The organism is Streptomyces sp. NBC_01460, from assembly GCF_036227405.1.
In the GTDB taxonomy this organism is placed as follows: domain Bacteria; phylum Actinomycetota; class Actinomycetes; order Streptomycetales; family Streptomycetaceae; genus Streptomyces.
Genome location: NZ_CP109473.1, coordinates 5,670,377 through 5,696,498, shown reverse-complemented (window position 1 = coordinate 5,696,498; position 26,122 = coordinate 5,670,377). Strand labels below are relative to the sequence as shown.

The window sequence follows — 26,122 nt, the reverse complement described above, 5'->3', positions numbered from 1 at the left end:
CCATGGTCAATCTGACGCGCATCTACACCCGTACCGGCGACAAGGGCACCACCGCCCTCGGCGACATGAGCCGGACCGCCAAGACCGATCTGCGGATCTCGGCCTACGCCGACGCCAACGAGGCCAACGCCGTCATCGGCACGGCCGTCGCGCTCGGGAACCTCTCCGAGGACGTCGTGAAGGTCCTCGTCCGTGTGCAGAACGACCTGTTCGACGTGGGCGCGGACCTGTCGACCCCGGTGGTGGAGAACCCGGAGTACCCACCGCTGCGGGTGGAGCAGTCCTACGTCGACAAGCTGGAGGCGGACTGCGACACCTACCTGGAGGAGCTCGAGAAGCTCCGCAGCTTCATCCTCCCGGGCGGCACCCCGGGAGCGGCGCTGCTGCACCAGGCCTGCACGGTCGTACGGCGGGCGGAGCGGTCCACGTGGGCGGCGCTGGCGGTCCACGGCGACGTCATGAACGCCCTGACGGCGACGTACCTGAACCGCCTCTCCGACCTCCTGTTCATCCTCGCCAGGACGGCGAACAAGGAGGTCGGCGACGTGCTGTGGGTGCCGGGCGGCGAGCGCTGATCAGCGGCCCGCCCCGACCCGGTCCCTGGGTTCCTGCTTGGGCCACACCGTGTAGCCCACGGCGATGATCAGGTTGATCCCGATCACCCAGAGCATCTTCTGCTGCCACATCTGCAGCGAGCCGGTGTCGCCGTCCCCGCCGACGTACCAGATCGCCGCCTGGAGCAGGGCCATGGCGGTCCCCGCGGCCACGATCCAGCGGGCGGCGGTGCGCCACTCGTGGGCGGCCCGCGCCATCCCGTACTTCGGGGGCCTCACCGGCGGCGGGCCGCCCGCGAAGCGGTGGGCGACCCTGGCGTCGACCCACCTGATGGTGGAGTGGCCGAGCCCCACCGTGAAGCCGATGTAGACGGCGGCGAGGCCGTGCTTCCAGTCCGGCTCGGCGCCGTTCTTCAGGTCCATCGCCGTCACCACCAGCAGGACGACCTCCAGCAGGGGCTCGCACAGCAGCACGGCCGCGCCCAGCCGGGGTTTCCTCGCGACGTACCGCAGGGCGAGTCCGGCGGCCAGCAGGACCCAGAAGCCGACCTCGCAGAGCACGATCAGTGTGACGATCACGGCACTTCTCCTTCCGGTCCCTTCCAGACTCCCGTCCGTACGGCGCCGGATCGTCGTCAGCAGTGACGAAAGGCGACTGCATCCTTCGATGTAGCCGCGTCTCGGCCTGCGTACGGACGTGCCGGGGACCGGCGCCGTGTTGGATGGGAACGTGTTCTCCCTTGCGCGCCCGCATCGCGACGACGTCCTGCTCGCGGTCACCGGGCTGTCCGGCGGTGTGATCCTGTGGGTGATCGGCATCCACATCCAGAACGGCCGTCTCTTCGACGCCCCCTGGGTGTCCCTGCTGCCGCTCTTGGTGATGTCCGCCCTCGAACTGCTGCGGCGCTCCGCCCCGCTCACCGCCCTGGCCGTCGGCACCCTCGCGCTGGTGGCCGATCAGTTCACGGTGGGCAGCCTCGCGACCCTGCTGATGTTCACCGACCTCGTGTACGCCGCGGTGCTGTACGGCACGCCCGCCACCTCGCGTCGCGTTCCGGTGATCACGCTGCTCCTCACGGTCGCCACGACGGTCGGCTTCGTCGCCTGGGCCCCGTCGGCGGACGCCGTGCTCATCGGGATCGTCGTCGGCATGGTCTCCTTCGTCCCCGCCCTCACCGGTGCCAGTGTGCGCAACCACCGGGAGGCCGCCGAGGCGGCCCGTCTGCGCGCCGACCAGACCGCGCTGCTGGCCGAGATGGACCGGGTCCAGGCGGTCACCGCCGAGCGGTCCCGGATGGCCCGCGAGCTGCACGACATGGTCGCCAACCATCTCTCCGCCATCGCCATCCACTCCACGGCCGCGCTCTCCATCGACGATCCGGGCACCTCCCGCGACGCCCTCGGGGTGATCCGGCAGAACAGCGTCGACGGGCTGGCCGAGATGCGGAGGCTCATCGGGCTGCTCAGGGAGAACGGCGCGGCCGGGCCGCCGAGCGCGGCACCGACCCTCGCCTCCCTGGACGCCCTCGTGGAGCAGGCCGGAGCGAACTCGGCCTCCAGCGGGCTCGACGTCACCCTCCACGACGGCCGCGAGGAGTCCGGGCCCCTGCCCGCACCGGTGGAGCTCGCGGCGTACCGCATCGTCCAGGAGTCACTGACGAACGCGCTGAAGCACGCGGCGCCCGGCCCCGTGGCGGTCCGGCTGGGGCGGTCGCGCACCGTGCTCACGGTCGAGGTGAGCAGTGTCATCGGCGACCGGCCGGGACCGCGCGCCCCCGGTTCGGGCGCCGGTCTGGTGGGGATGCGGGAACGGGTGGCGCTGCTCGGCGGGACGATCGAGGCGGGCCCGCGGCCCGGGGGTGACGGCGTGAAGATCTGGCGGGTACGGGCCGAACTGCCCGTCGAGGAGAGGACGTACCGGACATGACGATCCGGGTACTGGTCGCCGAGGACCAGTCGGCCGTGCGCGCGGGGCTGGTGCTGATCCTGGGCAGCGCACCGGACATCGAGGTCGTGGGCGAGGCGGGCGACGGTGAGGCCGCCGTGCGCCTGGCCCGTGAACTCCGTCCGGATCTGGTGCTGATGGACGTGCAGATGCCCCGGCTGGACGGGGTCTCCGCGACGCGGCAGGTCGTGACGGAGCGGCTGGCGGACGTCCTGGTGCTGACGACGTTCGATCTGGACGAGTACGTCTTCGGGGCGCTGCGCGCGGGTGCGTCGGGCTTCCTGCTGAAGAACACCGAGGCCAAGGACCTGATCGAGGCGGTGCGGACGGTGGCGCGCGGCGAGGGCCTGATCGCCTCCGCCGTGACCCGGCGGCTCATCCAGGAGTTCGCCGGCACCTCCTCCGCCCGCGGGACGCGCGGGCCCGCCCCCGAGGCGCTCGACACGCTGACCCGCCGGGAGCGCGAGGTGCTGGGCTGTCTCGGTGAGGGGCTGTCGAACGCGGAGGTCGCGGTCCGCCTCTCGATGGCCGAGGCCACGGTGAAGACGCACGTCAGCAGGCTGCTCGGAAAGCTCGAACTGCGCAGCAGGGTGCAAGCAGCGGTGCTCGCCCAGGAGTTGGGCCTCTGAATCCGTGCGCGAATCTTTGGTCTGGACCTCTTGACGATTGGTCCAGACCTTCCTAATCTCACCGAACACGCTGCGGTGAGTACGCCATGACAAAGCGGGCTCAGGGCGACGCAGGGTTTGATCCCCGTTTGCCGGACCTCACCCGAGGAGCACCGTTGAGCACTGACAACCCCCTACGCCGGTCCCGCCCCAGATGGAGACGCGGAACCGGTTCGGCCACGAGATCCAAAGCGGTCGCGGGCCTCACCGCACTGCTGCTCCCCCTCGCCGCGATGGTCGGCCTGGCCTCCCCCGCCGAGGCCGCCACCTCCGCGACCGCCACCTATGTGAAGAAGTCCGACTGGGGCACGGGCTTCGAGGGCCAGTGGACGGTCAAGAACACCGGCACCACCGCGCTCTCCTCCTGGACCGTCGAGTGGGACTTCCCCTCCGGCACCGCGGTCGGCTCCGCCTGGGACGCCTCCGTGACCGGCTCCGGAACCCACTGGACCGCCAAGAACCTCAGCTGGAACGGCTCGGTGGCCCCGGGCGCCAGCATCAGCTTCGGCTTCAACGGCACCGGCTCCGGCTCCCCCTCCGGCTGCAAGCTGAACGGCGCCTCCTGTGACGGCGGCCCCACCGTCCCCGGTGACACCGCCCCGTCCAAGCCCGGCACCCCCACCGCGAGCAACGTGACGGACACCTCGGCGAAGCTCAGCTGGAGCGCCGCCACGGACGACAAGGGCATCAAGAACTACGACGTCCTGCGCGACGGCGCCAAGGTCGCGACGGTCACCACGACGACGTACACCGACAGCGGCCTCACCAAGGGCACCGACTACTCGTACACGGTCCAGGCGCGTGACACCGCCGACCAGACCGGTCCGGTCAGCTCCTCGGTCGCCGTGCGCACCACCGGGACCACCGACCCGGGCAACCCCGGCACCGGCGACAAGATCAACCTCGGCTACTTCACCGAGTGGGGCGTCTACGGGCGCAACTACCACGTGAAGAACCTCGTGACCTCCGGCTCCGCCGCGAAGATCACGCACATCAACTACGCCTTCGGCAACGTCCAGAACGGCAAGTGCACCATCGGTGACTCCTACGCCGACTACGACAAGGCCTACACCGCCGACCAGTCGGTCGACGGCGTCGCCGACACGTGGGACCAGCCGCTGCGCGGCAACTTCAACCAGCTGCGCAAGCTGAAGGCCAAGTACCCGCACATCAAGGTCCTCTGGTCCTTCGGCGGCTGGACCTGGTCCGGCGGCTTCCCGCAGGCGGCGCAGAACCCGGCGGCCTTCGCCCAGTCCTGCTACGACCTGGTCGAGGACCCGCGCTGGGCCGATGTCTTCGACGGCATCGACATCGACTGGGAGTACCCCAACGCCTGCGGTCTCACCTGTGACACCAGCGGCCCGGCCGCGCTGAAGAACGTCGCCTCGGCCCTGCGGTCGAAGTTCGGCGCGAGCAACCTGGTCACCGCCGCGATCACCGCGGACGGCTCCACCGGCGGCAAGATCGACGCGGCCGACTACGCCGGCGCGGCCCAGTCCATGAACTGGTACAACGTGATGACGTACGACTTCTTCGGCGCCTTCGCACCGAAGGGCCCGACGGCTCCGCACTCGCCGCTGACCTCCTACTCCGGCATCCCGCAGGAGGGCTTCAACTCCGCCGCCGCGATCGCCAAGCTGAAGGCCCAGGGCGTCCCGGCCTCGAAGCTGCTCCTCGGCATCGGCTTCTACGGCCGCGGCTGGACCGGTGTCACCCAGTCCGCCCCCGGCGGCACGGCGACCGGCGCCGCGCCGGGCACGTACGAGGCGGGCAACGAGGACTACAAGGTCCTCAAGACCACCTGCCCGCCCACCGGCACGATCGCCGGCACCGCCTACGCCCACTGCGGCACCAACTGGTGGAGCTACGACACCCCGGCGACGATCACGTCCAAGATGGCCTGGGCGAACAGCCAGGGCCTGGGCGGAGCGTTCTTCTGGGAGTTCAGCGGTGACACCGCGAACGGTGAGCTCGTGACCGCGATGGACAACGGCCTCAACTAGCCCGTCCGCGACGGCCGCCTCGGCCCGCCCCTACGAGGTGGCACGCACCCCCCGGAAAAAGCGCCGGGGAGACAGGACCGCCCCCTGTCTCCCCGGTTTTCGTGTGTCCCGCCCCCTGAAGAGGCGAGGTGGGTTCCTACTGGTTGAGGGTGCCCGGACTCGGACTCCGTCCGGGGGGACCCCCGACCAGCGAGAACCCTCTACTCAAGCCACATTGACCCTCCCCCGGACTCCGTCCGGGGGGACCCCCAACCAGCGAGAACCCTCTACTCAAGCCACATTGACTCGCTGGCCGGGCGGTGCCGCCTCCAGCCAGGCGAGGAAACCGGTCAGGGCGTCCTCGCTCATCGCCAGCTCCAGGCGTGTCCCCCGGTGGAGACAGCCGAGCACGACGGAATCGGACAGCAGCGCGAGCTCCTCCTCGCCCTCGGGCAGCCGGCGTGCGACCACCTCGATGGCGGAGCGCTCCAGACCGCGGCGCGGGCGGGGCGAGTAGGAGAAGACCCGGAACCAGTCGACGCGGTCACCGCTGTAGCGGGCGACGCCGTAGACCCAGCCCTTGCCGGAGGGATCCGGCTCCTCGGACACGTCCCACCGCAGACTGCAGTCGAAGGTGCCGCCGGAGCGCTGGATCAGCCGCCTGCGGAGGCCGAAGACGAACAGACCCACCGCGACCAGTACGACGACCAGACCGCCCACCCACAACGCGAGGACCATCTCCACCGACCTCCTCGCATCGTCGAGTAACGGATACCGAACCGAGCCGAACCGGACTGCACCTGCATTGCCTCAGCCGCGACACGGTCTGGATCTCTCCAGCTCGGGCCGCGGCTGAGTTAAAAACTCCTCGTGGGGACGCTCAGTGCGCCGCCACCGCACGCAGTCGCACGTCCGCGCGGCGCTCGGCACCGGCGTCCGTGTCCGACTTCGCACGCTCCAGCGCACGCTCGGCGCGCTGGACGTCGATCTCGTCAGCCAGCTCGGCGATCTCCGCCAGCAGCGAGAGCTTGTTGTCCGCGAACGAGATGAAACCGCCGTGCACAGCGGCGACAACCGTCCCGCCGTCGCTCGTACGGATCGTCACGGGGCCCGATTCCAGCACACCCAGAAGCGGCTGGTGACCGGGCATGACGCCGATGTCGCCGGACGTGGTACGTGCGACAACGAGGGTGGCCTCGCCGGACCAGACACTGCGGTCCGCGGCGACCAGCTCGACATGCAGCTCAGCAGCCAAGGGTGGCTCCTCGGGTCACCACCCGGCGGTCGTGCCGGGTGTCGTTTCGATTCTACGGGGCGTGGTGAGGGGGGCGGGACACACCCACCCCCCTCGGTGAGCCGGAGGCTCAGGAGACGCCGAGCTCCTTGGCGTTGGCCTTGAGGTCCTCGATGCCACCGCACATGAAGAACGCCTGCTCGGGGAAGTGGTCGTACTCCCCGTCACAGATCGCGTTGAACGCGGCGATCGACTCGTCGAGCGGGACGTCCGAACCGTCCAGGCCGGTGAACTGCTTGGCGGCGTGGGTGTTCTGCGACAGGAAGCGCTCGACGCGACGGGCACGGTGGACAACGAGCTTGTCCTCCTCGCCCAGCTCGTCGATGCCGAGGATCGCGATGATGTCCTGGAGGTCCTTGTACTTCTGCAGGATCCCCTTGACGCGGCTGGCCGTGTCGTAGTGGTCCTGCGCGATGTAACGCGGGTCCAGGATGCGGGACGTGGAGTCCAGCGGGTCCACGGCCGGGTAGATGCCCTTCTCGGAGATCGGACGGGAGAGAACCGTCGTCGCGTCGAGGTGGGCGAACGTGGTGGCCGGGGCCGGGTCGGTCAGGTCGTCCGCGGGGACGTAGATCGCCTGCATCGAGGTGATCGAGTGACCACGCGTCGAGGTGATGCGCTCCTGGAGCACACCCATCTCGTCGGCCAGGGTCGGCTGGTAACCCACTGCGGACGGCATGCGGCCGAGCAGCGTGGAGACCTCGGAACCGGCCTGCGTGAAGCGGAAGATGTTGTCGATGAAGAGCAGCACATCCTGCTTCTGCACATCGCGGAAGTACTCCGCCATGGTCAGGGCGGACAGCGCGACCCGCAGACGGGTGCCCGGCGGCTCGTCCATCTGGCCGAAGACCAGCGCGGTCTTCTCCAGGACGCCCGAGTCGGTCATCTCGTCGATGAGGTCGTTGCCCTCACGGGTGCGCTCGCCGACACCGGCGAACACCGACACACCGTCGTGCAGCTTCGCCACACGCATGATCATTTCCTGGATGAGGACCGTCTTGCCGACGCCCGCACCACCGAACAGACCGATCTTGCCGCCCTTGACGTACGGGGTCAGCAGGTCGACGACCTTCAGGCCGGTCTCGAACATCTCGGTCTTGGACTCGAGCTGGTCGAAGGCCGGGGCCTTGCGGTGGATCGGCCAGCGCTCGGTGATCTGCGCCTCGGCCTCCGGCTCGTTCAGGATCTGACCGAGGGTGTTGAAGACCTTGCCCTTGGTGATGTCACCGACGGGGACGGTGATGCCCTCGCCCGTGTTGATCACCGGGGCCTGGCGGACCACACCGTCGGTGGGCTGCATCGAGATCGCGCGGACCATGCCGTCACCCAGGTGCTGGGCGACTTCGAGGGTCAGCGTCTTACGAGCGCCGGCCTCGGCCGGGTCGTCGACCTCGATGTGCAGGGCGTTGTAGATCTCCGGCATCGCGTCGACGGGGAACTCCACGTCGACGACCGGGCCGATGACCCGGGCGACGCGGCCCGTGGCAGCGGCCGTCTCAACTGTCGTCGTCATTACTTGTCACTCCCCGCGGACGCGTCGGCCAGCGCACCTGCACCGCCGACGATCTCGCTGATTTCCTGGGTGATTTCGGCCTGGCGGGCCGCGTTGGCAAGCCGGGAGAGGCTCTTGATCAGGTCCCCGGCGTTGTCGGTCGCCGACTTCATCGCACGGCGGCGGGCGGCGTGCTCGGAAGCGGCGGCCTGCAGCAGTGCGTTGTAGATACGGCTCTCGACGTAGCGCGGCAGAAGGGCGTCGAGGACGTCCTCCGCCGACGGCTCGAACTCGAACAGCGGAAGGATCTCGCCCTTCTCGGTGCTCTCCTCCTCGCCCTTGTCGAGCGACAGCGGCAGCATCCGGCCGTCGACCGCGTTCTGCGTCATCATCGACACGAACTCGGTGAAGACGATGTGCAGCTCGTCGACCCCGCCCTCGGCCGTGTCCTTCTGGATGGACGCGATCAGGGGCTCGGCGATCTTCTTGGCATCCGAGTACTCGGGGCTGTCGGTGAAGCCCGTCCACGACTCCGAGACCTTGCGCTCACGGAAGCCGTAGTACGCGACACCCTTGCGGCCGACGATGTACGTGTCGACCTCCTTGCCCTCGGCCGCCAGCCGCTCACGCAGCCGCTCCGCCGCCTTGATGGCGTTGGAGGAGTAGCCGCCGGCCAGACCGCGGTCGCTCGTGAGGAGCAGGACCGCGGCCCGGACCGGGGACTCGGCCTCGGTGGTGAGCGGGTGCTTGGTGTTGGAGCCGGTCGCGACCGCGGTCACCGCACGGGTGAGCTCGGTCGCGTACGGCATCGACGCCGCCACCTTGCGCTGCGCCTTGACGATGCGCGAGGCGGCGATCATCTCCATCGCCTTGGTGATCTTCTTGGTCGCGGTGACGGCTTGGATGCGGCGCTTGTAAACGCGAAGCTGAGCGCCCATCGATCAGCCCTCGCCCAGGAGCTTGCCGTCCGAGGTCTCGAACTGCTGCTTGAAGGCGGCGATCGCGTCGGCGATCGACTGCAGCGTGTCGTCGGACATCTTGCCGCCCTCGGCGATGCTGGTCAGGAGGTCCTTGCGCTCACGGCGCAGGAACTCGAGCAGCTCGCTCTCGAAGCGGCGGATGTCCTCGACCGGGACGTCGTCCATCTTGCCCGTGGTGCCGGCCCAGACGGAGACGACCTGCTCCTCCATCGGGAACGGGGCGTACTGCGGCTGCTTCAGCAGCTCGACCATGCGCTTACCGCGCTCCAGCGACGCCTTGGAGGCCGCGTCCAGGTCGGAACCGAAGGCGGCGAACGCCTCCAGCTCACGGAACTGGGCGAGGTCCACGCGCAGTCGGCCGGAGACCTGCTTCATGGCCTTGTGCTGGGCGGAGCCACCGACTCGGGAGACCGAGATACCGACGTTGAGCGCCGGACGCTGACCCGCGTTGAACAGGTCGGACTCCAGGAAGCACTGGCCGTCGGTGATGGAGATGACGTTGGTCGGGATGAACGCCGACACGTCGTTCGCCTTGGTCTCGACGATCGGGAGGCCCGTCATCGAACCGGCGCCCATGTCGTCGGAGAGCTTGGCGCAGCGCTCCAGCAGACGCGAGTGCAGGTAGAAGACGTCGCCCGGGTAGGCCTCACGGCCCGGCGGACGGCGCAGCAGGAGCGACACGGCGCGGTAGGCGTCGGCCTGCTTCGAGAGGTCGTCGAAGATGATGAGGACGTGCTTGCCGTCGTACATCCAGTGCTGGCCGATGGCCGAGCCGGTGTACGGCGCCAGGTACTTGAAGCCGGCCGGGTCGGACGCCGGGGCGGCGACGATGGTCGTGTACTCCAGCGCGCCGGCCTCTTCGAGGGCACCGCGCACGGAGGCGATGGTGGAGCCCTTCTGGCCGATGGCGACGTAGATGCAGCGCACCTGCTTGTTCACGTCGCCCGAGCGCCAGTTGTCGCGCTGGTTGATGATCGTGTCGACGGCCAGAGCGGTCTTACCCGTCTGACGGTCACCGATGATCAGCTGACGCTGGCCGCGGCCGATCGGCACCATGGCGTCGACGGCCTTGTAGCCGGTCTGCATCGGCTCGTGCACCGACTTGCGGACCATGACGCCAGGGGCCTGCAGCTCGAGGGCGCGACGGCCTTCGGTCGCGATCTCGCCGAGACCGTCGATCGGGTTGCCGAGCGGGTCGACGACGCGGCCGAGGTAGCCCTCGCCGACGCCGACGGAGAGCACCTCACCGGTGCGCTGCACCGGCTGGCCCTCCTCGATTCCGCTGAACTCGCCGAGGACGATCGCACCGATCTCGCGCTCCTCGAGGTTGAGGGCGAGACCGAGGGTGCCGTCCTCGAACTTCAGCAGCTCGTTCGCCATGGCGGAGGGCAGGCCCTCCACCTTCGCGATGCCGTCGCCGGCAACGCTGACCGTCCCGACCTCCTCGCGCGAGGCCGCGTCCGGCTGGTACGACTGGACAAAGTTATCCAGTGCGTCCCGGATCTCCTCCGGCCGGATCGTAAGCTCCGCCATCTGGGGTTCCCTGCTCTCCTTGTTGGGCCCGAAGTTTCTCAAAGGGGTCTGGGGGCGACCCCCAGGAATCTTCCGCAATTTCTGCACGGCCCAACCGGGCCGCAATTCTTGCTCGTTCAGTTGGTGCGGGTGTGGCGCTGCGCGCTGTCAGCCGGCCATCCTGCGGGTGACCTCTTCGAGGCGCTCCGCGATCGTGCCGTTGATGACCTCGTCACCGACGCGCACCGAGATCCCGCCGAGGACCTCGGGGTCCACGTCCAGGTTCAGGTGCATCTGCCGGCCGTAGATCTTCGCCAGGGCGGCGCCGAGGCGCTGCTTCTGGAGATCGGACAGCGGCACCGCCGAGGTGACGACGGCGACCTGGCGGTCCCGGCGCTCCGCGGCGAGCCTGGACAGGGAGTCGAGTCCCGCTTCCAGGCTACGTCCTCGGGGCTGCGTCACGAGGCGCGTGATCACGCGCTCCGTGACGGGCTGGGCCTTGCCGCCGAGCAGGCTGCGGAGCAGCTCGCTCTTGGCGGAGCCCGTGGCCGACTTGCTGGTCAGGGCGGACCGCAGTGCCACGTCGGAGGAGACGATCCGGCCGAACCGGAACAGCTCGTCCTCGACGTCGTCGAGCACACCCGCGCGCTGGGCGGCGGTGAGGTCGGCGGTGTTCGCCAGCTCCTCGGCCGCGTCGACCAGGTCACGCGACTGCGACCAGCGGGAACGGACCATGCCGGAGACCAGGTCCACGGCTTCGCCGCCCACCTGTCCGCTCAGCAGTCGTCCGGCCAGCTCGGCCTTGGCCTCGCCACCCTGCGACGGGTCGGTGAGGACCCGGCGCAACGACACCTCGCGGTGGAGCAGCGCGGTGACGGCTGCCAGCTCCTCGGCGAGCTTCGCCGCGTCGACCGACGTGGAGTCGGTCAGTGCGTCGAGGCGCTCGCGTGCGGCGGCCAGCGCCTCGCGGCTCGCTCCGTTCATCGGACGGCCTCGGCCTTCGCCTCGAGCTCGTCGAGGAATCGGTCGACGGTGCCGCTCTGCCGGGCGTGGTCCTCGAGGGACTCGCCGACGAGCTTGCCGGCCAGGGCGGTGGCGAGGCTGCCCACGTCCTGGCGCAGCGCGGACGCCGCGGCCTTGCGGTCGGCCTCGATCTGGGCGTGGCCGGCCGCGATGATCTCCTCGCGCTGCCGCTGACCCTCCGCCCTCATCTCCTGGATGATGACGGCACCCTGCTCCTGCGCCTCCTGGCGCAGACGGGCGGCCTCGTGGCGGGCCTCGGCGAGCTGAGCCTTGTACTGCTCAAGAACGCTCTGGGCCTCGGTCTGGGCCGCATCGGCCTTCTCGATACCGCCTTCGATGGCCTCGCGGCGCTCTTCCAGAACCTTGTTGATGTTCGGGAGGAGCTTCTTGGCGAGGAAACCGAAGACGATGGCGAAGGCGATGAGGCCGATGATGATCTCAGGCACCGCGGGAAGCAGCGGGTTCTGGATCTCTTCTTCGGACGCCAGCAGTAGGGCGTTCACATCAATGCCTTTCGTCGCTTCGGGCAGTGGGAATGCCGCGAATTAGTCGACCGGGTAGACGAAGGGCATGACGAGACCGATCAGGGCGAGCGCCTCACAGAGCACGAAGCCGAGGATCTGGTTCGAGCGGATCAGGCCGGCAGCTTCGGGCTGACGGGCCAGCGCCTGGGTGCCGTTACCGAAGATGATGCCGACGCCGACGCCGGGGCCGATCGCGGCGAGGCCGTAGCCGATGGAACCGAGGTTGCCCGTGATGTTGACGGCGGCGAGGGTCTCAAGAGCGGACATGCCGTTTCTTCCTTCTCTTTCAGAACCGGTGGGGGTTGGCCACCGGACGACTATCGGGGGTGGTGCCGGGCTGCTGCTCAGTGGTTCTCTGCGAGAGCGCCCTGGATGTAGTTGCAGGCCAGAAGGACGAACACATAGGCCTGCAGCGCCTGGATGAACAGCTCGAAGGCGGTCATCAGGATGGTCATCACGAACGAGACACCGGCGTAGGCGATGCCGATGCCGTTCAGCAGGTACCAGCTGGCGATCGTGAAGATCAGCAGCAGCACGTGGCCGGCGAACATGTTGGCGAAGAGTCGCACGGCGTGGGTGAAGGGCCGGATCAGCAGGTTCGACATGATCTCGATGAGCATGACGAACGGGAGGGCCGGGCCGATCGACGGGTCGTAGCCGGAGATGTTCTTCCAGCCACCGACGAAACCGTGCCGCTTGAAGGTCAGGCTGACCCAGAGGATGTACACGATCGCGGCCAGCGCCACCGGGAACCCGATGACCGAGACCACCGGGAACTGGGCGAACGGGATGATCGCCCAGAGGTTCATGATCCAGATGAAGAAGAACAGCGAGACCATGAGGGGCACGTACTTCTTGCCCTCGCGCTTGCCGAGCGTCTCGTACACCACACCGGTGCGGATGAAGTCGTAACCCGCCTCGGCGACCATCTGGAGCTTTCCGGGCACGACCTTCGGCTTGTTGAAGGCCGCCCAGAAGAAGCCGACGACGACAACGGTGCTCAGGACCGCCAGCAGCATCGGCTTGTTGATCTCGATGCCGCCGACCGTGAACATCGGCTCGAAAACAAAGGAGTGCAGGCCAGGAGCCGGGAAGCCGCATCCGTCGAAGATGTGGCAGTCGGTCTCGAAGGCGAGCACCGTCGTCGGGTCAGCACTCACCGCGGGCTCCTTCAGCGTGGCGCATAGGTACGGCAACCTCGTTGTGTCGGCGCGGCAAGCAGCCGCTGGTCGGCACTGGACTGGTTTTACGGATGGGGGGCGGCTCAGGCATTACGCCTCGCGATGAAGCAGGCGCCGATTTTGATGCCCGCGCCCGCAGTGCCGCAGTTGGCACCGGACGATAGCAGGGTCTCGAACGCTCGCTTATCCCGGCCCTACCCCTCACGTCGAAGACCCCGTGTTCTCGGGCGTCCTGCCCGCGGACGAGTCCGGCTCGACGTAAAGGATCTTGGTCTTCATGTGCACGCGGATCTGCGCCGCGACCCACGCGAGCGTCGCTGCGATCAGCGAAGCGGCGAAGGCCCTCGGGTTGAACAGCGTCGTGTTCTGGAAGGCGGCCACGAAGACGAAGAGCAACAGCAGTTCGACCGTGTAGAGCACCAGCCCCATGGCCTGGAACAGGTGCGGCAGGGACTTCGCCGTGCGCTGCAGGACGCCGAGTCCGATCCCCATGAAGAGGATCACCACCAGCGTCCCGACCGCCGCACCGATCGCACCCTTGCCACCGGCGAGCGCAGCGCTGACAGCGACGGCGACAACACCGACGGCAGCGGTGGGCACGGCGGTGTGAAGGAGAGTCCGGACGTCGTTGGACGGCATGGCGGTTACTCCGCGTTGGCAGGGGGTGGGCAGTGGTCGTCAGGGACGAGCGTAGGCCCGGTCCGGGTCGATACCTCGGGCCGATGGACCGTGCTACTCAGGTCCTTCGGCTCCTCACCGGGCTTCGTGAACGGTATCACAAACTATTTGATGAGGTCTTTACTCAGAAAGTGTGCCAGCTGTCACACATGAGAGTTACTTCGCCCGTGTGTGCAGAACATCACGGCGCATTGTCTGGTATGGGGACTTCTGCACCGTGGTCGTCAACGCGGGGAGTCGGCACGGTCCCGATCCGCGAACCGCGAACGGGGGCCGATCGCGGTCGCTCCGTTGACGCCGGAGACGCCCACGGAGACCGAGGCCCTGTCCGGCACCGGGGAAGCCATGTGCGAGCCGTCGGGGCCCTGTTGAGACCGCGCGCTCACGTCCGCGGCGTCCGCGGACTCCTCCGCGTCCGTGCGCCGGCGCCTGCGGTAGCGCGGCGGCACGAAGGACTCGGCCCAGAGCGGGGCGCGCGGGGTGAAGCGCGGCATGAGCAGCAGGATGAGGCCCACGGCGCTGAGCCCCACGATGACCAGCACGATCCAGAGCGACGCGGAGTGGACGGAGTAGCCGACGGCGCCGAAGGCGATCAGCGCCGACCAGAAGTACATGATCAGCACGGACCTGCTGTGCGAGTGCCCGATCTCCAGCAGCCGGTGGTGCAGGTGCCCGCGGTCGGCCGCGAACGGCGACTGGCCGTTCCAGGTCCGCCGCACGATGGCCAGCACCAGGTCCGCGGCAGGGATCGCGATGATCGTCAGTGGCAGCAGCAGCGGGATGAAGACCGGCAGCATCGCGTGGGTCGCCTGCCGCTCGCTGCCCTCCAGGAAGAGCTTCATGACGTCCGGGTCGACCTGCCCGGTCACGGAGATCGCGCCGGCGGCCAGCACCAGGCCGATGAGCATCGACCCGGAGTCGCCCATGAAGATCCGGGCGGGGTGCATGTTGTGCGGCAGGAAGCCGAGGCACATGCCCATCAGGATCGCGGCGAAGAGCGTCGCCGGGGCGGCCGCCTCGATGCCGTACCCGTACCAGAGCCGGTAGGTGTACAGGAAGAACGCCGCGGACGCGATGCAGACCATGCCGGCCGCGAGGCCGTCCAGCCCGTCGACGAAGTTGACCGCGTTGATGGTGATCACGACCAGGGCGACCGTGAGCAGCGTGCCCTGCCACTGCGTGAGCGCGACCGTGCCGACGCCGGGGATGGGCAGCCACAGGATCGTCAGACCCTGGATGACCATGACGGCGGCGGCGATCATCTGCCCGCCGAGCTTGATCAGCGCGTCGATCTCGAACTTGTCGTCCAGGACGCCGATCAGCCAGATCAGGGCGGCGCCGGAGAGCAGGGCCCGGGGTTCGTTGGACAGTTCGAAGACGCTGTTCAGGTTGAACAGGTGGTCCGCGACGATCAGCCCCGCGCACAGCCCGCCGAACATGGCGATGCCACCGAGCCGGGGAGTCGGTTCCCGGTGGACGTCACGCGCACGGATCGCGGGCATCGCCCCGACCGCGATGGCGAACTTCCGCACCGGTCCGGTCAGCAGATAGGTCACTGCGGCCGTGACACAGAGCGTCAGCAGGTAATCACGCACGGGCTGCCCCACAGAATTCGCCGGCCATCTCAGCCCCACACCCTAGTCTCATGAGCAAGGACACCGAGCCACGGGTGTTGGTTGCACATAGCTCATCAGGGCCGTCTACCCCGGATACGGCGGATTGCGCTCAGCCATACCGCGCACCGCGTCCCGCAGCCCGTCGGCGTCGCCCTCCCCGCGCACGGCCGCACCGAGCAGGGACGCGATCCGTGTCATGTCGTCCGCGTCCATGCCCTGGGTGGTGACGGCCGCCGTGCCGAGCCGGATGCCGCGCGCGTCCCCGTACGGCAGCGCGCAGGTGTCCAGCACCATCCCCGCGGCCGTCAGCCGCTCACGGGCGGTGCGCGCGTCGACGCCCAGCGGGCCGGGGTCCGCGACGACGATGTGGGTGTCCGTGCCGCCCGTGGCGACCTCGAAGCCCTCGGCCTCGAGGGCGGCCGCCATGACGCGGGCGTGTGCGACGACCCGGTGGGCGTAGACCGCGAAGCCGGGCGCCGCCGCCTCCCCGAAGGCAACGGCCTTCGCCGCGACCGTGTGCATCTGGGCGCCGCCCTGGGTGAACGGGAACACCGCGCGGTCGATCCGCTCGGAGAGCTCGGCACCGCAGAGGATCATGCCTCCGCGCGGTCCGCGCAGCACCTTGTGCGTCGTGGCGCACACCACGTCGGCGTACGGCACCGGGCTGGGCGCCGCTCCCCCGGCGATCAGCCCCATCGGATGGGCGGCGTCCGCGATCAGGTACGCGCCGGCCTCGTCCGCGATGTCCCGGAACTGCTCGTAATCGGGGTGCCGGGGGTACGAGATCGATCCGCAGACGATCGCCTTGGGGCGCCGGGCCCGGGCGAGGGCGCGGACCTGCGCGTAGTCGATGAGCCCGCTGTCGGGGTCGACGCCGTAACCGGCGAACTCGAACCAGCGTCCGGAGAAGTTGCCCGGAGCGCCGTGGGTGAGGTGTCCCCCGGACGGGAGCCCCATGGCCAGCACCGTGTCACCGGGGCGCAGGAGGGCGGCGTAGGCGGCCAGGACGGCCGAGGAGCCCGAGTGCGGCTGGACGTTGGCGTGCTCGGCTCCGAAGAGCGACACGGCCCGCCGGACCGCGACGCGTTCGACGGCGTCGGCCTGTTCGCAGCCGCCGTGGTGGCGGGCCCCGGGGTAGCCCTCGGCGTACTTGTTGGCGAGCGGCGAGCCGAGGGCGGCGAGGACTGCGGGCGAGGTGAAGTTCTCCGCGGCGATGAGCTGGAGCGTGCTCGACTGCCGGCCGGCCTCGGCCAGCAGGATGCCGCCGACCTCCGGGTCCTGGCGGAGCAGGGCGCCGAAGTCCTGCGGCAGGGCGGTGTCCGGCGGCGCGGGTGCGGCGGGAGTGGTGACCGGCATCGAGGGCTCCGGGCCTGGAGGGGGGTGCGTGGCGTCAGATCCAATGTAGGCCCGCCCCGGGCGGCCTGCCCGCTGCCGGACGCCCCTCTACGCCGGTCGGCGCACCTCAGTGCGGGGCGCGTACTCCGGTCAGTGCCGTCATGACCGGATCGAGCGCCTGGCTGATCTCGTCGCCGATGGAACGGAAGAACGTGATCGGCGCGCCGTACGGGTCGTAGACCTCGTCCGCCTCCGCCGTGGGGGCCAGCAGCCACCCGCGCAGGGCCGCCGCGGCGCGCACCAGCGCGCGGGCGCGCTCGACGACGCCCTCCTCACGGGCGTCGGGCAGGGTCGCGGGGTCGATGGCCCGCACCAGCCGGGTGAACTCCTTGAGGGTGAAGGTCCGCAGGCCCGCCGAGTGGCCCATGGAGATCACCTGGGCGCGGTGGTCGCGGGTGGCGGTGAGGACCAGGTCCGCGCGGATCACGTGCTCGTCGAGGAGCTCGCGGCCGACGAAGCCGGTGGCGTCCGCGCCGAAGTCGGCGAGGACGACCTCGGCGTTGGCCTCCATGGGCGCGCCCTCGTGCCCCCAGGTGCCCGCGCTCTCCACGATGAGGCCGCCGCTGAGCGGGTCTCCGAGGCGGTCCACGAGGGCATGCCGGGTCAGCCGCTCGGTGATGGGCGAGCGGCAGACGTTGCCGGTGCTGACGTGGAGGATGCGGAAAGTGTCGTGCCGCCCCGCTATGCCACGCCCCTCAGGGGCGGTCAATTGGCCACCTCGAGGTCGGGTACCACCTTGCGGAGTTCCTCGACCGAGAGCGCGCCGGCCCGCAGCAGGACCGGGGTCTTGCCGGTGACGTCGACGATCGACGACGGGACGATGCCGGGGGTCGGGCCGCCGTCGAGGTAGACGGAGACGCTGTCGCCGAGCATCCCCTGGGCGGCGTCGCAGTCCTCGGGAGAGGGGTGTCCGGTGAGGTTGGCGCTGGAGACGGCCATCGGGCCGACCTCCGTGAGCAGCTCGATGGCGACCGGGTGCAGGGGCATCCGTACGGCGACGGTGCCCCGGGTGTCGCCGAGGTCCCACTGGAGCGACGGCTGGTGCCGGGCGACGAGGGTGAGGGCGCCGGGCCAGAACGCGTCGACGAGCTCCCACGCCTGCTCGGAGAAGTCGGTGACCAGACCGTGCAGGGTGTTCGGGGAGCCGATCAGGACAGGGGTCGGCATGTTGCGTCCGCGGCCCTTGGCGTCGAGCAGGTCGGCGACGCCCTCGGAGCTGAAGGCGTCCGCACCGATCCCGTACACGGTGTCGGTGGGCAGCACGACCAGTTCGCCGCGGCGGACGGCGGACGCGGCTTCACGCAGGCCGGTCGTACGGTCGGTCGCGTCGTTGCAGTCGTATCGCCGTGCCATCAGCCGGCCTCCTCGGACATGTACGGGTGGGGCGGGTAGGGATCGTGCGGTGCCGGCGTCCCGGTGGTCACGGCATGGCCTTGCGGGCCGTCGCGAACCGGGGGCGCTTGTTGAGGTCGGGGTGGTCGGCCGCGTCGGCCCAGCCCCGCTCCTCGGTGAAGATCCACGGCACCTGGCCGCCCTGGGTGTCGGCGTGCTCGATGACGACGAGCCCGCCGGGGCGGAGCAGCCGGTGTGCGGTGCGTTCGATGCCGCGGATGGTGTCGAGGCCGTCCTCGCCGGAGAAGAGCGCCATCTGCGGGTCGTGGTCGCGGGCCTCCGGCGCCACGTACTCCCACTCGGTGAGCGGGATGTAGGGCGGGTTGGAGATGACCAGGTCGACCTGCCCGTCGAGTTCGGGAAGGGCGCTCAGGGCGTCGCCGCGGTGGACGGTGACCCTGGACCCCTCGGCGTTCTTCCGGGTCCACCTCAGGGCGTCCTCGGACAGCTCCACGGCGTGCACGCGCGAACGCGGCACCTCCTGCGCCATGGCGAGCGCGATCGCGCCCGATCCGGTGCAGAGGTCGACGATCAGGGGTTCCACGACGTCCATCGCGCGTACGGCGTCTATCGCCCAGCCGACGACCGACTCGGTCTCCGGGCGGGGCACGAAGACACCCGGCCCGACCTGGAGCTCCAGGTAGCGGAAGAAGGCGCGGCCGGTGATGTGCTGGAGCGGCTCGCGGTTCTCGCGGCGGGCGATCGTCTCCCAGTAGCGGGCGTCGAAGTCGGCGTCCGGCACGTGGTGCAGTTCGCCCCGCTTGACACCGTGCACGAACGCGGCGAGTTCCTCGGCGTCGAATCGCGGTGAGGGGACACCGGCGTCGGCCAGCCGCTGGGTGGCCTGGGCCACCTCGGCGAGCAGCAGGTTCATCGCGGTTCTCCGTACGGGTTCACGAGCGGGGCGGGGCGGGCGCGGCTTACGCGGCGGCGAGCTTGGCGGCGGAGTCGGCGTCGACGCAGGCCTGGATGACCGCGTCGAGGTCGCCGTCGAGCACCTGGTCCAAGTTGTACGCCTTGAAGCCGACGCGGTGGTCCGAGATCCGGTTTTCCGGGAAGTTGTACGTCCGGATCTTCTCGGAGCGGTCCACGGTGCGCACCTGGCTGCGGCGCACGTCGGAGGCTTCCTGCTCGGCCGCCTCCTGTGCGGCGGCCAGCAGCCGGGACCGCAGGATGCGCATGGCCTGCTCCTTGTTCTGGAGCTGGCTCTTCTCGTTCTGGCAGGAGGCGACGACACCGGTCGGCAGGTGCGTGATGCGGACGGCGGAGTCCGTGGTGTTGACGGACTGCCCACCGGGGCCCGAGGAGCGGTAGACGTCGATACGGAGGTCGTTGGCGTGGATCTCGACGTCGACCTCCTCCGCCTCGGGGGTGACGAGCACGCCGGCGGCCGAGGTGTGGATGCGGCCCTGCGACTCGGTCGAGGGCACGCGCTGCACGCGGTGCACCCCGCCCTCGTACTTCATCCGCGCCCAGACGCCCTGGCCGGGCTCGGTGGCGCCGTTGCCGCCCTTGGTCTTCACGGCGACCTGGACGTCCTTGTAGCCGCCGAGCTCGGACTCGGTGGAGTCGATGATCTCGGTCTTCCAGCCGACGCGCTCGGCGTAGCGCAGATACATGCGCAGGAGGTCACCGGCGAACAGTGCGGACTCGTCGCCGCCCGCGCCCGCCTTGATCTCCAGGAGCACGTCCTTGTCGTCGCTGGGGTCGCGCGGGACCAGGAGGAGGCGGAGCTTCTCGGTGATCTCCTCGCGCTGCTTCTCCAGGACCTTGACCTCGGCGGCGAAGTCCGGGTCGTCGGCGGCGAATTCGCGGGCGGTCCCGATGTCGTCGCCGGTCCGCTTCCAGGACCGGTAGGTGGAGACGATCGGGGTCAGCTCCGCGTAGCGCTTGTTGAGCTTGCGCGCGTTGGCCTGGTCGGCGTGGACCGACGGGTCGGCGAGCTTCTTCTCGAGATCGGCGTGCTCGCCGATCAGTTCCTCGACCGCCTCGAACATCTTCGGGCTCCTGGTTTCTGCGTCATACGTCTGCGGGCCTGCTGGACGGTGTGCCTCCGGTGCCGCGCCTCGCGGGGCGGCCGGCCGCACAGCCGGAAAAAACGCCGGCCCCGGCGCCCGGTGAGGGGCGTCGGGAACCGGCGCAGTGGCTCGCTACTTGCTGGCGGAGCCGGCGGCCTTGCCGAAGCGGGCCTCGAAGCGGGCCACGCGGCCACCGGTGTCGAGGATCTTCTGCTTGCCCGTGTAGAACGGGTGGCACTCGGAGCAGACGTCGGCACGGATCGCGCCGCCGTCCAGGGTGCTCCGGGTGGTGAACGACGCGCCACAGGTGCAGCTGACCTGGGTCTCGACGTACTGGGGGTGAATGTCGCGCTTCAAGGTGTCTCCTAGTTTCGGGAGGGCTCCGGGTCGTTCGCGCGGATTGCGCGTCCGTGAACCGGGGCCGACGTACCAGTCTGCCAGGACCGGCCGTATCTCCCAAAACGAGGACCCTGCCGCGCATATTCCCGTGCCGTTCGGGGAACCATGCGCGGTCGCACGGTGACGGAACGTGCGTTACCGCACGACCTTCCCCGCGTCGCCCTTGTCGCCGGCCGACTTCGCGGTGGCGGACGCCGGGATGGGCTTGTCCTGCTTGAGCGCCGCCCACACCTGCTGTCCGGCCTTCTCCTGCGGCAGTACCCGGTTCGGGGACTCGGGGTCGTACTCCACGGGCAGCGTGACCATGTCGACGTTCGACGAGCCGAGGCCCTTGAGCCCGTTGGCGAAGCCGGTGAGCTTCTTGACGGAGGCCAGCTCGGAGTCGGTGGTGACGGCCTTGGTCGCGGTGTCGGCGAGCCCGAAGAGCGTCTGCGGGTCGGAGAAGACCCCGACGCTCTTCGCCTGGTCCATCAACGCCTTGACGAACGCCTGCTGGAGCTGGATACGGCCCAGGTCACTGCCGTCCCCGACGCTCTCACGCGTACGGACGAGACCGAGGGACTGCTCCCCGCTCAGGACGTGCGGGCCGGGCTTGAGCGCGAGGTGGCTGTTGGGGTCGTCGATCGCCTTCGCGGTGGTGATCTTCACACCGCCGAGCTCGTCGATGAGCTTCTTGAACCCGGTGAAGTCGACCTCGACGTAGTGGTCCATGCGGATGCCGGACATCTTCTCGACGGTCTTCACGGCACAGGCGGGGCCGCCGACGGCGTACGCCGTGTTGAACATGGTCTGCTTCTGCCCGCGGACCTGCTCGCCGGTGGTGTCGCTCGCACAGGCGGGGCGGTCGACGAGGGTGTCCCTGGGGACGGAGACCACGCTCGCCGACGTGTGGCCCTTGTCGACGTGCACGACCATCGCGGTGTCCGACCGCGCCGACCCCTCGTCCTCGCCGTACTTCGCGTTGGCGCCGGAGCGGGAGTCCGATCCGAGCACCAGGATGTCCTGCGAGCCGTTGTCCACGTCGTCGGGACGCTCGGCGCCCAGCGCGGCGTCGATGTCGACGCCCTTCAGATTCCCGTTGAGGGTGAAGTAGGCGTAACCGAGCCCGGACCCGCCGACGACCACCAGGGCGGCCGCGCCCCACAGGGCGATCCGCTTCACCCGGCGGGCCCGCGACGGCTTCCTCCGGCGGCTTCCGGTGCCACGTATTCGGCCGGTGCTCCTGCTCTGCTCGCTCATGCGTTCCCTCTTCCGCTGCTCGCTGTTACCCCCTGCCGTGGTGCACGGGCGTGGTCCGGCGTCACTCGTCAGGACGCCGGAGCAGCGAGAAGCGTTGCACAACGCGCTGTGGTCCCCGCCCGGGGACGGGGACCACAGCGGAGGTGGGCGGTTGTCCGGTCACCCCGCCGCTCACCTGGGGTTTCAGGCGATGGTGTGGTACCCGGCCCAGCCGGTTCCGATCTTCATCGCTGTGGCGAAGATCTCCGAGGCGCCCCTGCCCGTGCCCTCGGCGAGGTACAGGCCTCCGGTGGCGGAACGTGCCGGCAGGTCGGCCCTGCCGTCGCCGTTCACTTCACCCGGTGTGATCGGCAGGTTGCATGCGGACCAGTGGGAGGATGTCGCCGGTGCCGGCTCGGCGGACGATCAGGCCGCCCTTGCCGCCGCCGTTCACGTCGCCGTTCACGTCGCCGTTCACGTCGCCGGGGGTGACGATCTCGCGGACGGTCCTCCAGTTGCTGAAGATCTTCGTCTTCGCGTCGGTCGAGCTGCTCGCGGACCGGTGCAGCCGGCACACGTCCCTCCATGGAGGTCTGACGTGCGATCAAGTCCTGGCAGAGGTCACGGTCCAGATGTCGCAGGCTTCGACGTCGCCGCCCGCACCGGTGACGGCGAGTTGAACGGCAGATGCAGAAATCCGCCCCGTCACCGAAGTGACGGGGCGGATTCGAGGAACGGTTGAACTGCCCGGTCCAGGCGTTCGGTCAGTCGTTCCCGTTGCCGCTGCCGGGAGTCGTCTTCTGGATCTGGAGCAGGAACTCCGCATTCGACTGCGTCTTCTTCATGCGGTCCAGCAGCAGTTCGATGGCCTGCTGCTGGTCGAGTGCGTGAAGAACCCGGCGCAGCTTCCAGGTGACGGCCAGTTCATCGGTGCCGAGAAGGATCTCTTCCTTACGGGTGCTGGACGCGTCGACGTCCACCGCCGGGAAGATGCGCTTGTCGGAGAGCTTCCGGTCGAGCTTGAGCTCCATGTTGCCGGTGCCCTTGAACTCCTCGAAGATCACCTCGTCCATGCGCGAGCCGGTCTCGACGAGCGCGGTGGCCAGGATCGTCAGCGAGCCGCCGTCCTCGATGTTGCGCGCGGCACCGAAGAAGCGCTTCGGCGGGTACAGCGCGGTCGAGTCGACACCACCGGACAGGATGCGGCCGGAAGCCGGTGCCGCCAGGTTGTAGGCGCGGCCCAGACGGGTGATCGAGTCCAGCAGGACCACGACGTCGTGGCCCAGCTCCACGAGGCGCTTCGCGCGCTCGATGGCGAGCTCGGCGACCGTGGTGTGGTCCTCGGCGGGACGGTCGAAGGTCGAGGAGATGACCTCGCCCTTCACCGACCGCTGCATGTCGGTGACCTCTTCCGGACGCTCGTCGACCAGGACGACCATCAGGTGGCACTCGGGGCTGTTGACCGTGATCGCGTTGGCGATGGCCTGCAGGATCATGGTCTTACCGGTCTTCGGCGGGGCCACGATCAGGCCTCGCTGGCCCTTGCCGATCGGTGCGACCAGGTCGATGATCCGGGTGGTCAGGACGTTGGAGTCGGTCTCCAGGCGGAGCCGGTCCTGCGGGTACAGCGGGGTCAGCTTCTGGAACTCGGGACGGCCGCGGCCGCTCTCCGGCGCCATGCCGTTGACGGAGTCCAGACGGACCAGCGCGTTGAACTTCTCGCGGCGCTCGCCGTCCTTGGGCTGGCGCACCGCACCGGTGACGTGGTCACCCTTGCGCAGGCCGTTCTTGCGGACCTGGGCGAGCGAGACGTACACGTCGTTGGGGCCCGGCAGGTAGCCGGAGGTCCGGATGAACGCGTAGTTGTCGAGGATGTCGAGGATGCCCGCGACGGGGATCAGGACGTCGTCGTCGGCCACCTGGACGTCGGGCGCGAAGTCGTCACGGCCACGACGGCCGCGGCGGTCGCGGTAACGGCCCCGGCGGCCGCGACGGCCGCCCTCGTCGTCGAAACCGTCGTCCTGCTGGGGGCCGCCGCCCTGCGGGCCCTGGTTCTGGCCGCCGCCCTGCTGGCCCTGACGGCGTCCGCCGCCCTGCTGGCCCTGGTCGTCGCCCTTGCCGCGGCGGTCGCGCTGACGGTCCCGGCGGTCCCCGCGGTCACCGCGGTCCTGGCGGTCACCGCGACGGCCGTCCTGGCGGTCACCGCGACGGCCCTCGGCGGTGTCCGTGGCGGACTCGGCCTTCGCGTCGGCCTTCACCTCGCCGCGCTCGTCGGAGCGGTCCTGACGGCCCTCGCCCTTCGGCTCGGACTTCGGCTCCGCCTTCGGCTCGGTCCTGGCCTCGGCCTTGGACTCGCCCTTGGTGTCGGGGCTCCCCGCCTGCGCGGTGGCCCGGCGACGGCGGCGCTCGCCCGCGGGCTGCTCGTCGTTGGCCGGCTGACCGGGAATGTCGATCTGCTGCTGGGCGGCGGCCTTGTCGGCGGCCGGGGCGGCAGCGGTCTCGTCACCGGTGCGCGACTTGGACGTGGCGCGCCGCTTCGGCTTGCTCGCGGCGTCCGTACCGGCGGACGCGGCGGCCTTGGAGGCGGGGGCGGAGGAGCCTCCGGCCTGCGCCTCCTTGATGACCTCGATCAGCTGGCTCTTGCGCATCCGCGCAGTCCCCCTGATGCCGAGGCCGGACGCGACCTGCTGCAGCTCGGCCAGGACCATGCCCTCGAGGCCGGTGCCGGAGCGGCGGCGCCGTGCGGTGGTGCCAGTGGCAGCACCTTCGGCGGGCACGGAGCTGTCGACGCTCTTGTCGGCAGTCACGCCCATCAGATCGGTGGTGTCGCTCACGAAGGGTCCTTCCCTGGAGCGGACGTCGGCCTTCTGGCTCGGCGACCGGTTGTGCTGTCCGACTGCGGTCTGTTGATCGTGTCGATCGCGGACCGTGCCGGGGCGGTGGTCCGCCGGGTACGGCGGAGAGACGAATGTGCGGGGTTCCGGCGCGAGATCCCCCTGCTCGGCCCACTCCTGGACGAGCAAGAGGGTGTCGTGCCGGTTCCGGAGCGTGCTCGAAAGCTCAGGCAGGATGCTCAGGCAGTCGGGGAGGCTCCCGGAAGAGTGGTGGTCCCGGAGGGGGACACGAAGCAACGCGCCACGAAGACGTCGATTGCTGACTTGAGGTTAACACTACCGGCTCCAACAAACATTCCCCCTCTCATGCACCGGCAATCACGTGGGACTACGCGGCGAGCGGCAACACGCTCGCGCCGGCGGCGTCGAGAGCGAGCCGGTTCGCGGCCCAGCCCTCACCCGCCAGCCGGGCGACCTTGTCGGCCGAACCTTCCTCCGTCAGCGCGAGCACGGTGGGCCCCGCGCCGGAGATGACAGCGGGGACGCCGTCGGCGCGCAGCCGGTTCACCAGCTCCACGCTCTGCGGCATCGCCGGGCCCCGGTACTCCTGGTGGATCCGGTCCTCGGTGGCGGCCAGCAGCAGCTCGGGGCGCCTGGTCAGGGCCTCGACGAGCAGGGCCGCACGGCCGGCGTTGGCCGCGGCGTCCACATGGGGGACGGTGCGCGGCAGCAGGCCGCGGGCGGTCTCGGTGAGCACCGGCGTGGCCGGCACGAAGACCACCGGAACGACGGAGTCCGCGGGGTCCATCCGGATCGCCCTGGCGGCTCCGCCGTCCATCCAGGCGAGGGTGAATCCGCCGAGGAGACACGCGGCGACGTTGTCGGGGTGACCCTCGATCTCGGTGGCCAGCTCCAGCAGGGCGGCGTCGTCGAGACGGGCCTCGCCACCGGTCGTCACGGCGCGGGCGGCGACGATCCCGGCGCAGATGGCGGCGGAGGAGGAACCGAGGCCGCGGCCGTGCGGGATGCGGTTGGCGCAGACGATCTCGAGGCCGTGGGGCTGCCCGCCGAGCAGGTCGAAGGCCGTGCGCAGGGAGCGTACGAGCAGGTGGTTCTCGTCGCGGGGCAGCGTCTCGGCGCCCTCACCCGCGATGTCGATGTGCAGCCCGGAATCGGCGACCCGGACGACGACGTCGTCGTAGAGCCCCAGCGAGAGGCCGAGGGCGTCGAAACCCGGGCCCAGGTTGGCGCTGGTTGCGGGGACGCGCACCCGGACGGCGGCGGCTCGGAACGCGGGACCGGCCATCGGTTGGACGACTCTTCCTGTACGGCGGCGGGGATGTTGTGCAGGGTACTTCGATGTGCGTGGGGTGCCGTTGTGCGGGGTGCGGGGAGGCCCGGCAGTCACGACGGCTGC

The 26,122-nt window shown here is 69.7% G+C and carries 27 protein-coding genes; 4 read left to right on the top strand and 23 right to left on the bottom strand.

Annotated features, from left to right (window positions below):
- Positions 1 to 2: 2 nt before the first annotated feature.
- The gene (locus OG488_RS25870) at positions 3 to 575 is read left to right on the top strand and encodes a cob(I)yrinic acid a,c-diamide adenosyltransferase (RefSeq protein WP_329232915.1); all 573 of its coding nucleotides are present in this window, start codon (positions 3 to 5) and stop codon (positions 573 to 575) included.
- On the opposite strand, the gene OG488_RS25865 is transcribed toward OG488_RS25870, so the two are convergent.
- On the bottom strand, positions 576 to 1,133 hold the full coding sequence (locus tag OG488_RS25865; RefSeq protein ID WP_329232914.1) for a hypothetical protein: 558 nt from the start codon (positions 1,131 to 1,133) through the stop codon (positions 576 to 578).
- Positions 1,134 to 1,284: 151 nt separating this feature from the next.
- Here OG488_RS25865 and OG488_RS25860 point away from each other — a divergent pair, with 151 nt between their 5' ends.
- From OG488_RS25860 to OG488_RS25850, 3 genes are all read left to right on the top strand, one after another.
- Positions 1,285 to 2,481, top strand: coding sequence for a sensor histidine kinase (locus OG488_RS25860; RefSeq protein ID WP_329232911.1), 1,197 nt, complete (start codon positions 1,285 to 1,287; stop codon positions 2,479 to 2,481).
- Positions 2,478 to 3,128, top strand: a complete 651-nt coding sequence (locus OG488_RS25855; RefSeq protein WP_329232909.1) for a response regulator transcription factor — start codon at positions 2,478 to 2,480, stop codon at positions 3,126 to 3,128. Before OG488_RS25860 ends, OG488_RS25855 begins: the two co-directional genes overlap by 4 nt.
- A gap of 155 nt (positions 3,129 to 3,283) precedes the next feature.
- The gene (locus OG488_RS25850; protein WP_329232907.1) at positions 3,284 to 5,170 is read left to right on the top strand and encodes a glycoside hydrolase family 18 chitinase; all 1,887 of its coding nucleotides are present in this window, start codon (positions 3,284 to 3,286) and stop codon (positions 5,168 to 5,170) included.
- Between the two features lie 270 nt (positions 5,171 to 5,440).
- Here the strand turns inward: OG488_RS25850 and OG488_RS25845 are convergent, their stop codons facing one another.
- The 22 genes from OG488_RS25845 to thrB form a co-directional block, all read right to left on the bottom strand.
- A complete protein-coding gene (locus tag OG488_RS25845) occupies positions 5,441 to 5,887 on the bottom strand; it encodes a DUF2550 domain-containing protein (protein WP_014154045.1) in 447 nt (148 codons plus the stop codon).
- 142 nt (positions 5,888 to 6,029) lie between these two features.
- Complete coding sequence (locus OG488_RS25840) at positions 6,030 to 6,404, bottom strand: F0F1 ATP synthase subunit epsilon (RefSeq protein WP_014154046.1); 375 nt, start codon at positions 6,402 to 6,404, stop codon at positions 6,030 to 6,032.
- A 109-nt stretch (positions 6,405 to 6,513) separates the two neighbouring features.
- Positions 6,514 to 7,956: a F0F1 ATP synthase subunit beta gene (gene atpD / locus OG488_RS25835; protein WP_103515352.1), complete on the bottom strand. Its 1,443-nt coding sequence runs from the start codon at positions 7,954 to 7,956 to the stop codon at positions 6,514 to 6,516.
- Entirely contained in the window at positions 7,956 to 8,873 is a 918-nt protein-coding gene (locus OG488_RS25830; RefSeq protein WP_329232905.1) for a F0F1 ATP synthase subunit gamma, read from the bottom strand. The genes atpD and OG488_RS25830 overlap by 1 nt, the downstream gene beginning before the upstream one ends.
- A gap of 3 nt (positions 8,874 to 8,876) precedes the next feature.
- Positions 8,877 to 10,448, bottom strand: a complete 1,572-nt coding sequence (gene atpA, locus OG488_RS25825; protein WP_073745255.1) for a F0F1 ATP synthase subunit alpha — start codon at positions 10,446 to 10,448, stop codon at positions 8,877 to 8,879.
- Positions 10,449 to 10,595: 147 nt separating this feature from the next.
- Positions 10,596 to 11,411, bottom strand: a complete 816-nt coding sequence (locus OG488_RS25820) for a F0F1 ATP synthase subunit delta (protein WP_329232903.1) — start codon at positions 11,409 to 11,411, stop codon at positions 10,596 to 10,598.
- Complete coding sequence (locus OG488_RS25815; RefSeq protein ID WP_329232901.1) at positions 11,408 to 11,953, bottom strand: F0F1 ATP synthase subunit B; 546 nt, start codon at positions 11,951 to 11,953, stop codon at positions 11,408 to 11,410. Before OG488_RS25815 ends, OG488_RS25820 begins: the two co-directional genes overlap by 4 nt.
- Positions 11,954 to 11,995: 42 nt before the next feature.
- Positions 11,996 to 12,241, bottom strand: coding sequence for an ATP synthase F0 subunit C (gene atpE / locus OG488_RS25810; RefSeq protein WP_014048348.1), 246 nt, complete (start codon positions 12,239 to 12,241; stop codon positions 11,996 to 11,998).
- A gap of 77 nt (positions 12,242 to 12,318) precedes the next feature.
- A complete protein-coding gene (gene atpB, locus OG488_RS25805; protein WP_329232899.1) occupies positions 12,319 to 13,134 on the bottom strand; it encodes a F0F1 ATP synthase subunit A in 816 nt (271 codons plus the stop codon).
- A 222-nt stretch (positions 13,135 to 13,356) separates the two neighbouring features.
- The gene (locus OG488_RS25800; protein ID WP_329232898.1) at positions 13,357 to 13,794 is read right to left on the bottom strand and encodes a hypothetical protein; all 438 of its coding nucleotides are present in this window, start codon (positions 13,792 to 13,794) and stop codon (positions 13,357 to 13,359) included.
- Between the two features lie 263 nt (positions 13,795 to 14,057).
- Positions 14,058 to 15,428 carry an MraY family glycosyltransferase gene (locus tag OG488_RS25795; protein WP_329232896.1) on the bottom strand — a complete coding sequence of 457 codons (1,371 nt, stop codon included), beginning with the start codon at positions 15,426 to 15,428 and terminating at the stop codon, positions 14,058 to 14,060.
- A gap of 105 nt (positions 15,429 to 15,533) precedes the next feature.
- Positions 15,534 to 16,805 (bottom strand): serine hydroxymethyltransferase, encoded by a 1,272-nt coding sequence (gene glyA, locus OG488_RS25790; RefSeq protein ID WP_329232894.1) that lies wholly within the window; start codon positions 16,803 to 16,805, stop codon positions 15,534 to 15,536.
- A gap of 106 nt (positions 16,806 to 16,911) precedes the next feature.
- The gene (locus OG488_RS25785; RefSeq protein WP_033298366.1) at positions 16,912 to 17,553 is read right to left on the bottom strand and encodes an arsenate reductase/protein-tyrosine-phosphatase family protein; all 642 of its coding nucleotides are present in this window, start codon (positions 17,551 to 17,553) and stop codon (positions 16,912 to 16,914) included.
- Positions 17,550 to 18,197 carry an L-threonylcarbamoyladenylate synthase gene (locus OG488_RS25780; RefSeq protein ID WP_329232891.1) on the bottom strand — a complete coding sequence of 216 codons (648 nt, stop codon included), beginning with the start codon at positions 18,195 to 18,197 and terminating at the stop codon, positions 17,550 to 17,552. Before OG488_RS25780 ends, OG488_RS25785 begins: the two co-directional genes overlap by 4 nt.
- A 67-nt stretch (positions 18,198 to 18,264) precedes the next feature.
- Positions 18,265 to 19,110, bottom strand: coding sequence for a peptide chain release factor N(5)-glutamine methyltransferase (gene prmC / locus OG488_RS25775; protein ID WP_329232890.1), 846 nt, complete (start codon positions 19,108 to 19,110; stop codon positions 18,265 to 18,267).
- Positions 19,111 to 19,156: 46 nt separating this feature from the next.
- Entirely contained in the window at positions 19,157 to 20,233 is a 1,077-nt protein-coding gene (prfA, locus tag OG488_RS25770; RefSeq protein WP_205022357.1) for a peptide chain release factor 1, read from the bottom strand.
- Positions 20,234 to 20,386: 153 nt separating this feature from the next.
- Positions 20,387 to 20,611 (bottom strand): 50S ribosomal protein L31, encoded by a 225-nt coding sequence (gene rpmE, locus OG488_RS25765; protein ID WP_329232888.1) that lies wholly within the window; start codon positions 20,609 to 20,611, stop codon positions 20,387 to 20,389.
- 177 nt (positions 20,612 to 20,788) lie between these two features.
- Positions 20,789 to 21,892 carry an LCP family protein gene (locus tag OG488_RS25760; protein WP_329232886.1) on the bottom strand — a complete coding sequence of 368 codons (1,104 nt, stop codon included), beginning with the start codon at positions 21,890 to 21,892 and terminating at the stop codon, positions 20,789 to 20,791.
- Positions 21,893 to 22,075: 183 nt separating this feature from the next.
- On the bottom strand, positions 22,076 to 22,225 hold the full coding sequence (locus tag OG488_RS25755) for a hypothetical protein (protein ID WP_329232884.1): 150 nt from the start codon (positions 22,223 to 22,225) through the stop codon (positions 22,076 to 22,078).
- 1 nt (position 22,226) lies between these two features.
- Entirely contained in the window at positions 22,227 to 22,448 is a 222-nt protein-coding gene (locus OG488_RS25750; protein WP_329232882.1) for a hypothetical protein, read from the bottom strand.
- Positions 22,449 to 22,635: 187 nt separating this feature from the next.
- Positions 22,636 to 24,705, bottom strand: coding sequence for a transcription termination factor Rho (rho, locus tag OG488_RS25745; RefSeq protein ID WP_329232880.1), 2,070 nt, complete (start codon positions 24,703 to 24,705; stop codon positions 22,636 to 22,638).
- 388 nt (positions 24,706 to 25,093) lie between these two features.
- Positions 25,094 to 26,011 carry a homoserine kinase gene (gene thrB, locus OG488_RS25740; protein ID WP_329232878.1) on the bottom strand — a complete coding sequence of 306 codons (918 nt, stop codon included), beginning with the start codon at positions 26,009 to 26,011 and terminating at the stop codon, positions 25,094 to 25,096.
- Positions 26,012 to 26,122 lie beyond the last annotated feature (111 nt).

Coding starts and splice junctions, on each gene's coding strand:
- OG488_RS25870 (WP_329232915.1), top strand. CDS start 3: ATGGTCAATCTGACGCGCATCTACACCCGTACCGGCGACAAGGGCACC.
- OG488_RS25855 (WP_329232909.1), top strand. CDS start 2,478: ATGACGATCCGGGTACTGGTCGCCGAGGACCAGTCGGCCGTGCGCGCG.
- OG488_RS25845 (WP_014154045.1), bottom strand. CDS start 5,887: ATGGTCCTCGCGTTGTGGGTGGGCGGTCTGGTCGTCGTACTGGTCGCG.
- atpD (WP_103515352.1), bottom strand. CDS start 7,956: ATGACGACGACAGTTGAGACGGCCGCTGCCACGGGCCGCGTCGCCCGG.
- OG488_RS25830 (WP_329232905.1), bottom strand. CDS start 8,873: ATGGGCGCTCAGCTTCGCGTTTACAAGCGCCGCATCCAAGCCGTCACC.
- atpA (WP_073745255.1), bottom strand. CDS start 10,448: ATGGCGGAGCTTACGATCCGGCCGGAGGAGATCCGGGACGCACTGGAT.
- OG488_RS25820 (WP_329232903.1), bottom strand. CDS start 11,411: ATGAACGGAGCGAGCCGCGAGGCGCTGGCCGCCGCACGCGAGCGCCTC.
- atpE (WP_014048348.1), bottom strand. CDS start 12,241: ATGTCCGCTCTTGAGACCCTCGCCGCCGTCAACATCACGGGCAACCTC.
- OG488_RS25800 (WP_329232898.1), bottom strand. CDS start 13,794: ATGCCGTCCAACGACGTCCGGACTCTCCTTCACACCGCCGTGCCCACC.
- glyA (WP_329232894.1), bottom strand. CDS start 16,805: ATGCCGGTCACCACTCCCGCCGCACCCGCGCCGCCGGACACCGCCCTG.
- OG488_RS25780 (WP_329232891.1), bottom strand. CDS start 18,197: ATGGCACGGCGATACGACTGCAACGACGCGACCGACCGTACGACCGGC.
- prmC (WP_329232890.1), bottom strand. CDS start 19,110: ATGAACCTGCTGCTCGCCGAGGTGGCCCAGGCCACCCAGCGGCTGGCC.
- prfA (WP_205022357.1), bottom strand. CDS start 20,233: ATGTTCGAGGCGGTCGAGGAACTGATCGGCGAGCACGCCGATCTCGAG.
- OG488_RS25760 (WP_329232886.1), bottom strand. CDS start 21,892: ATGAGCGAGCAGAGCAGGAGCACCGGCCGAATACGTGGCACCGGAAGC.
- thrB (WP_329232878.1), bottom strand. CDS start 26,011: ATGGCCGGTCCCGCGTTCCGAGCCGCCGCCGTCCGGGTGCGCGTCCCC.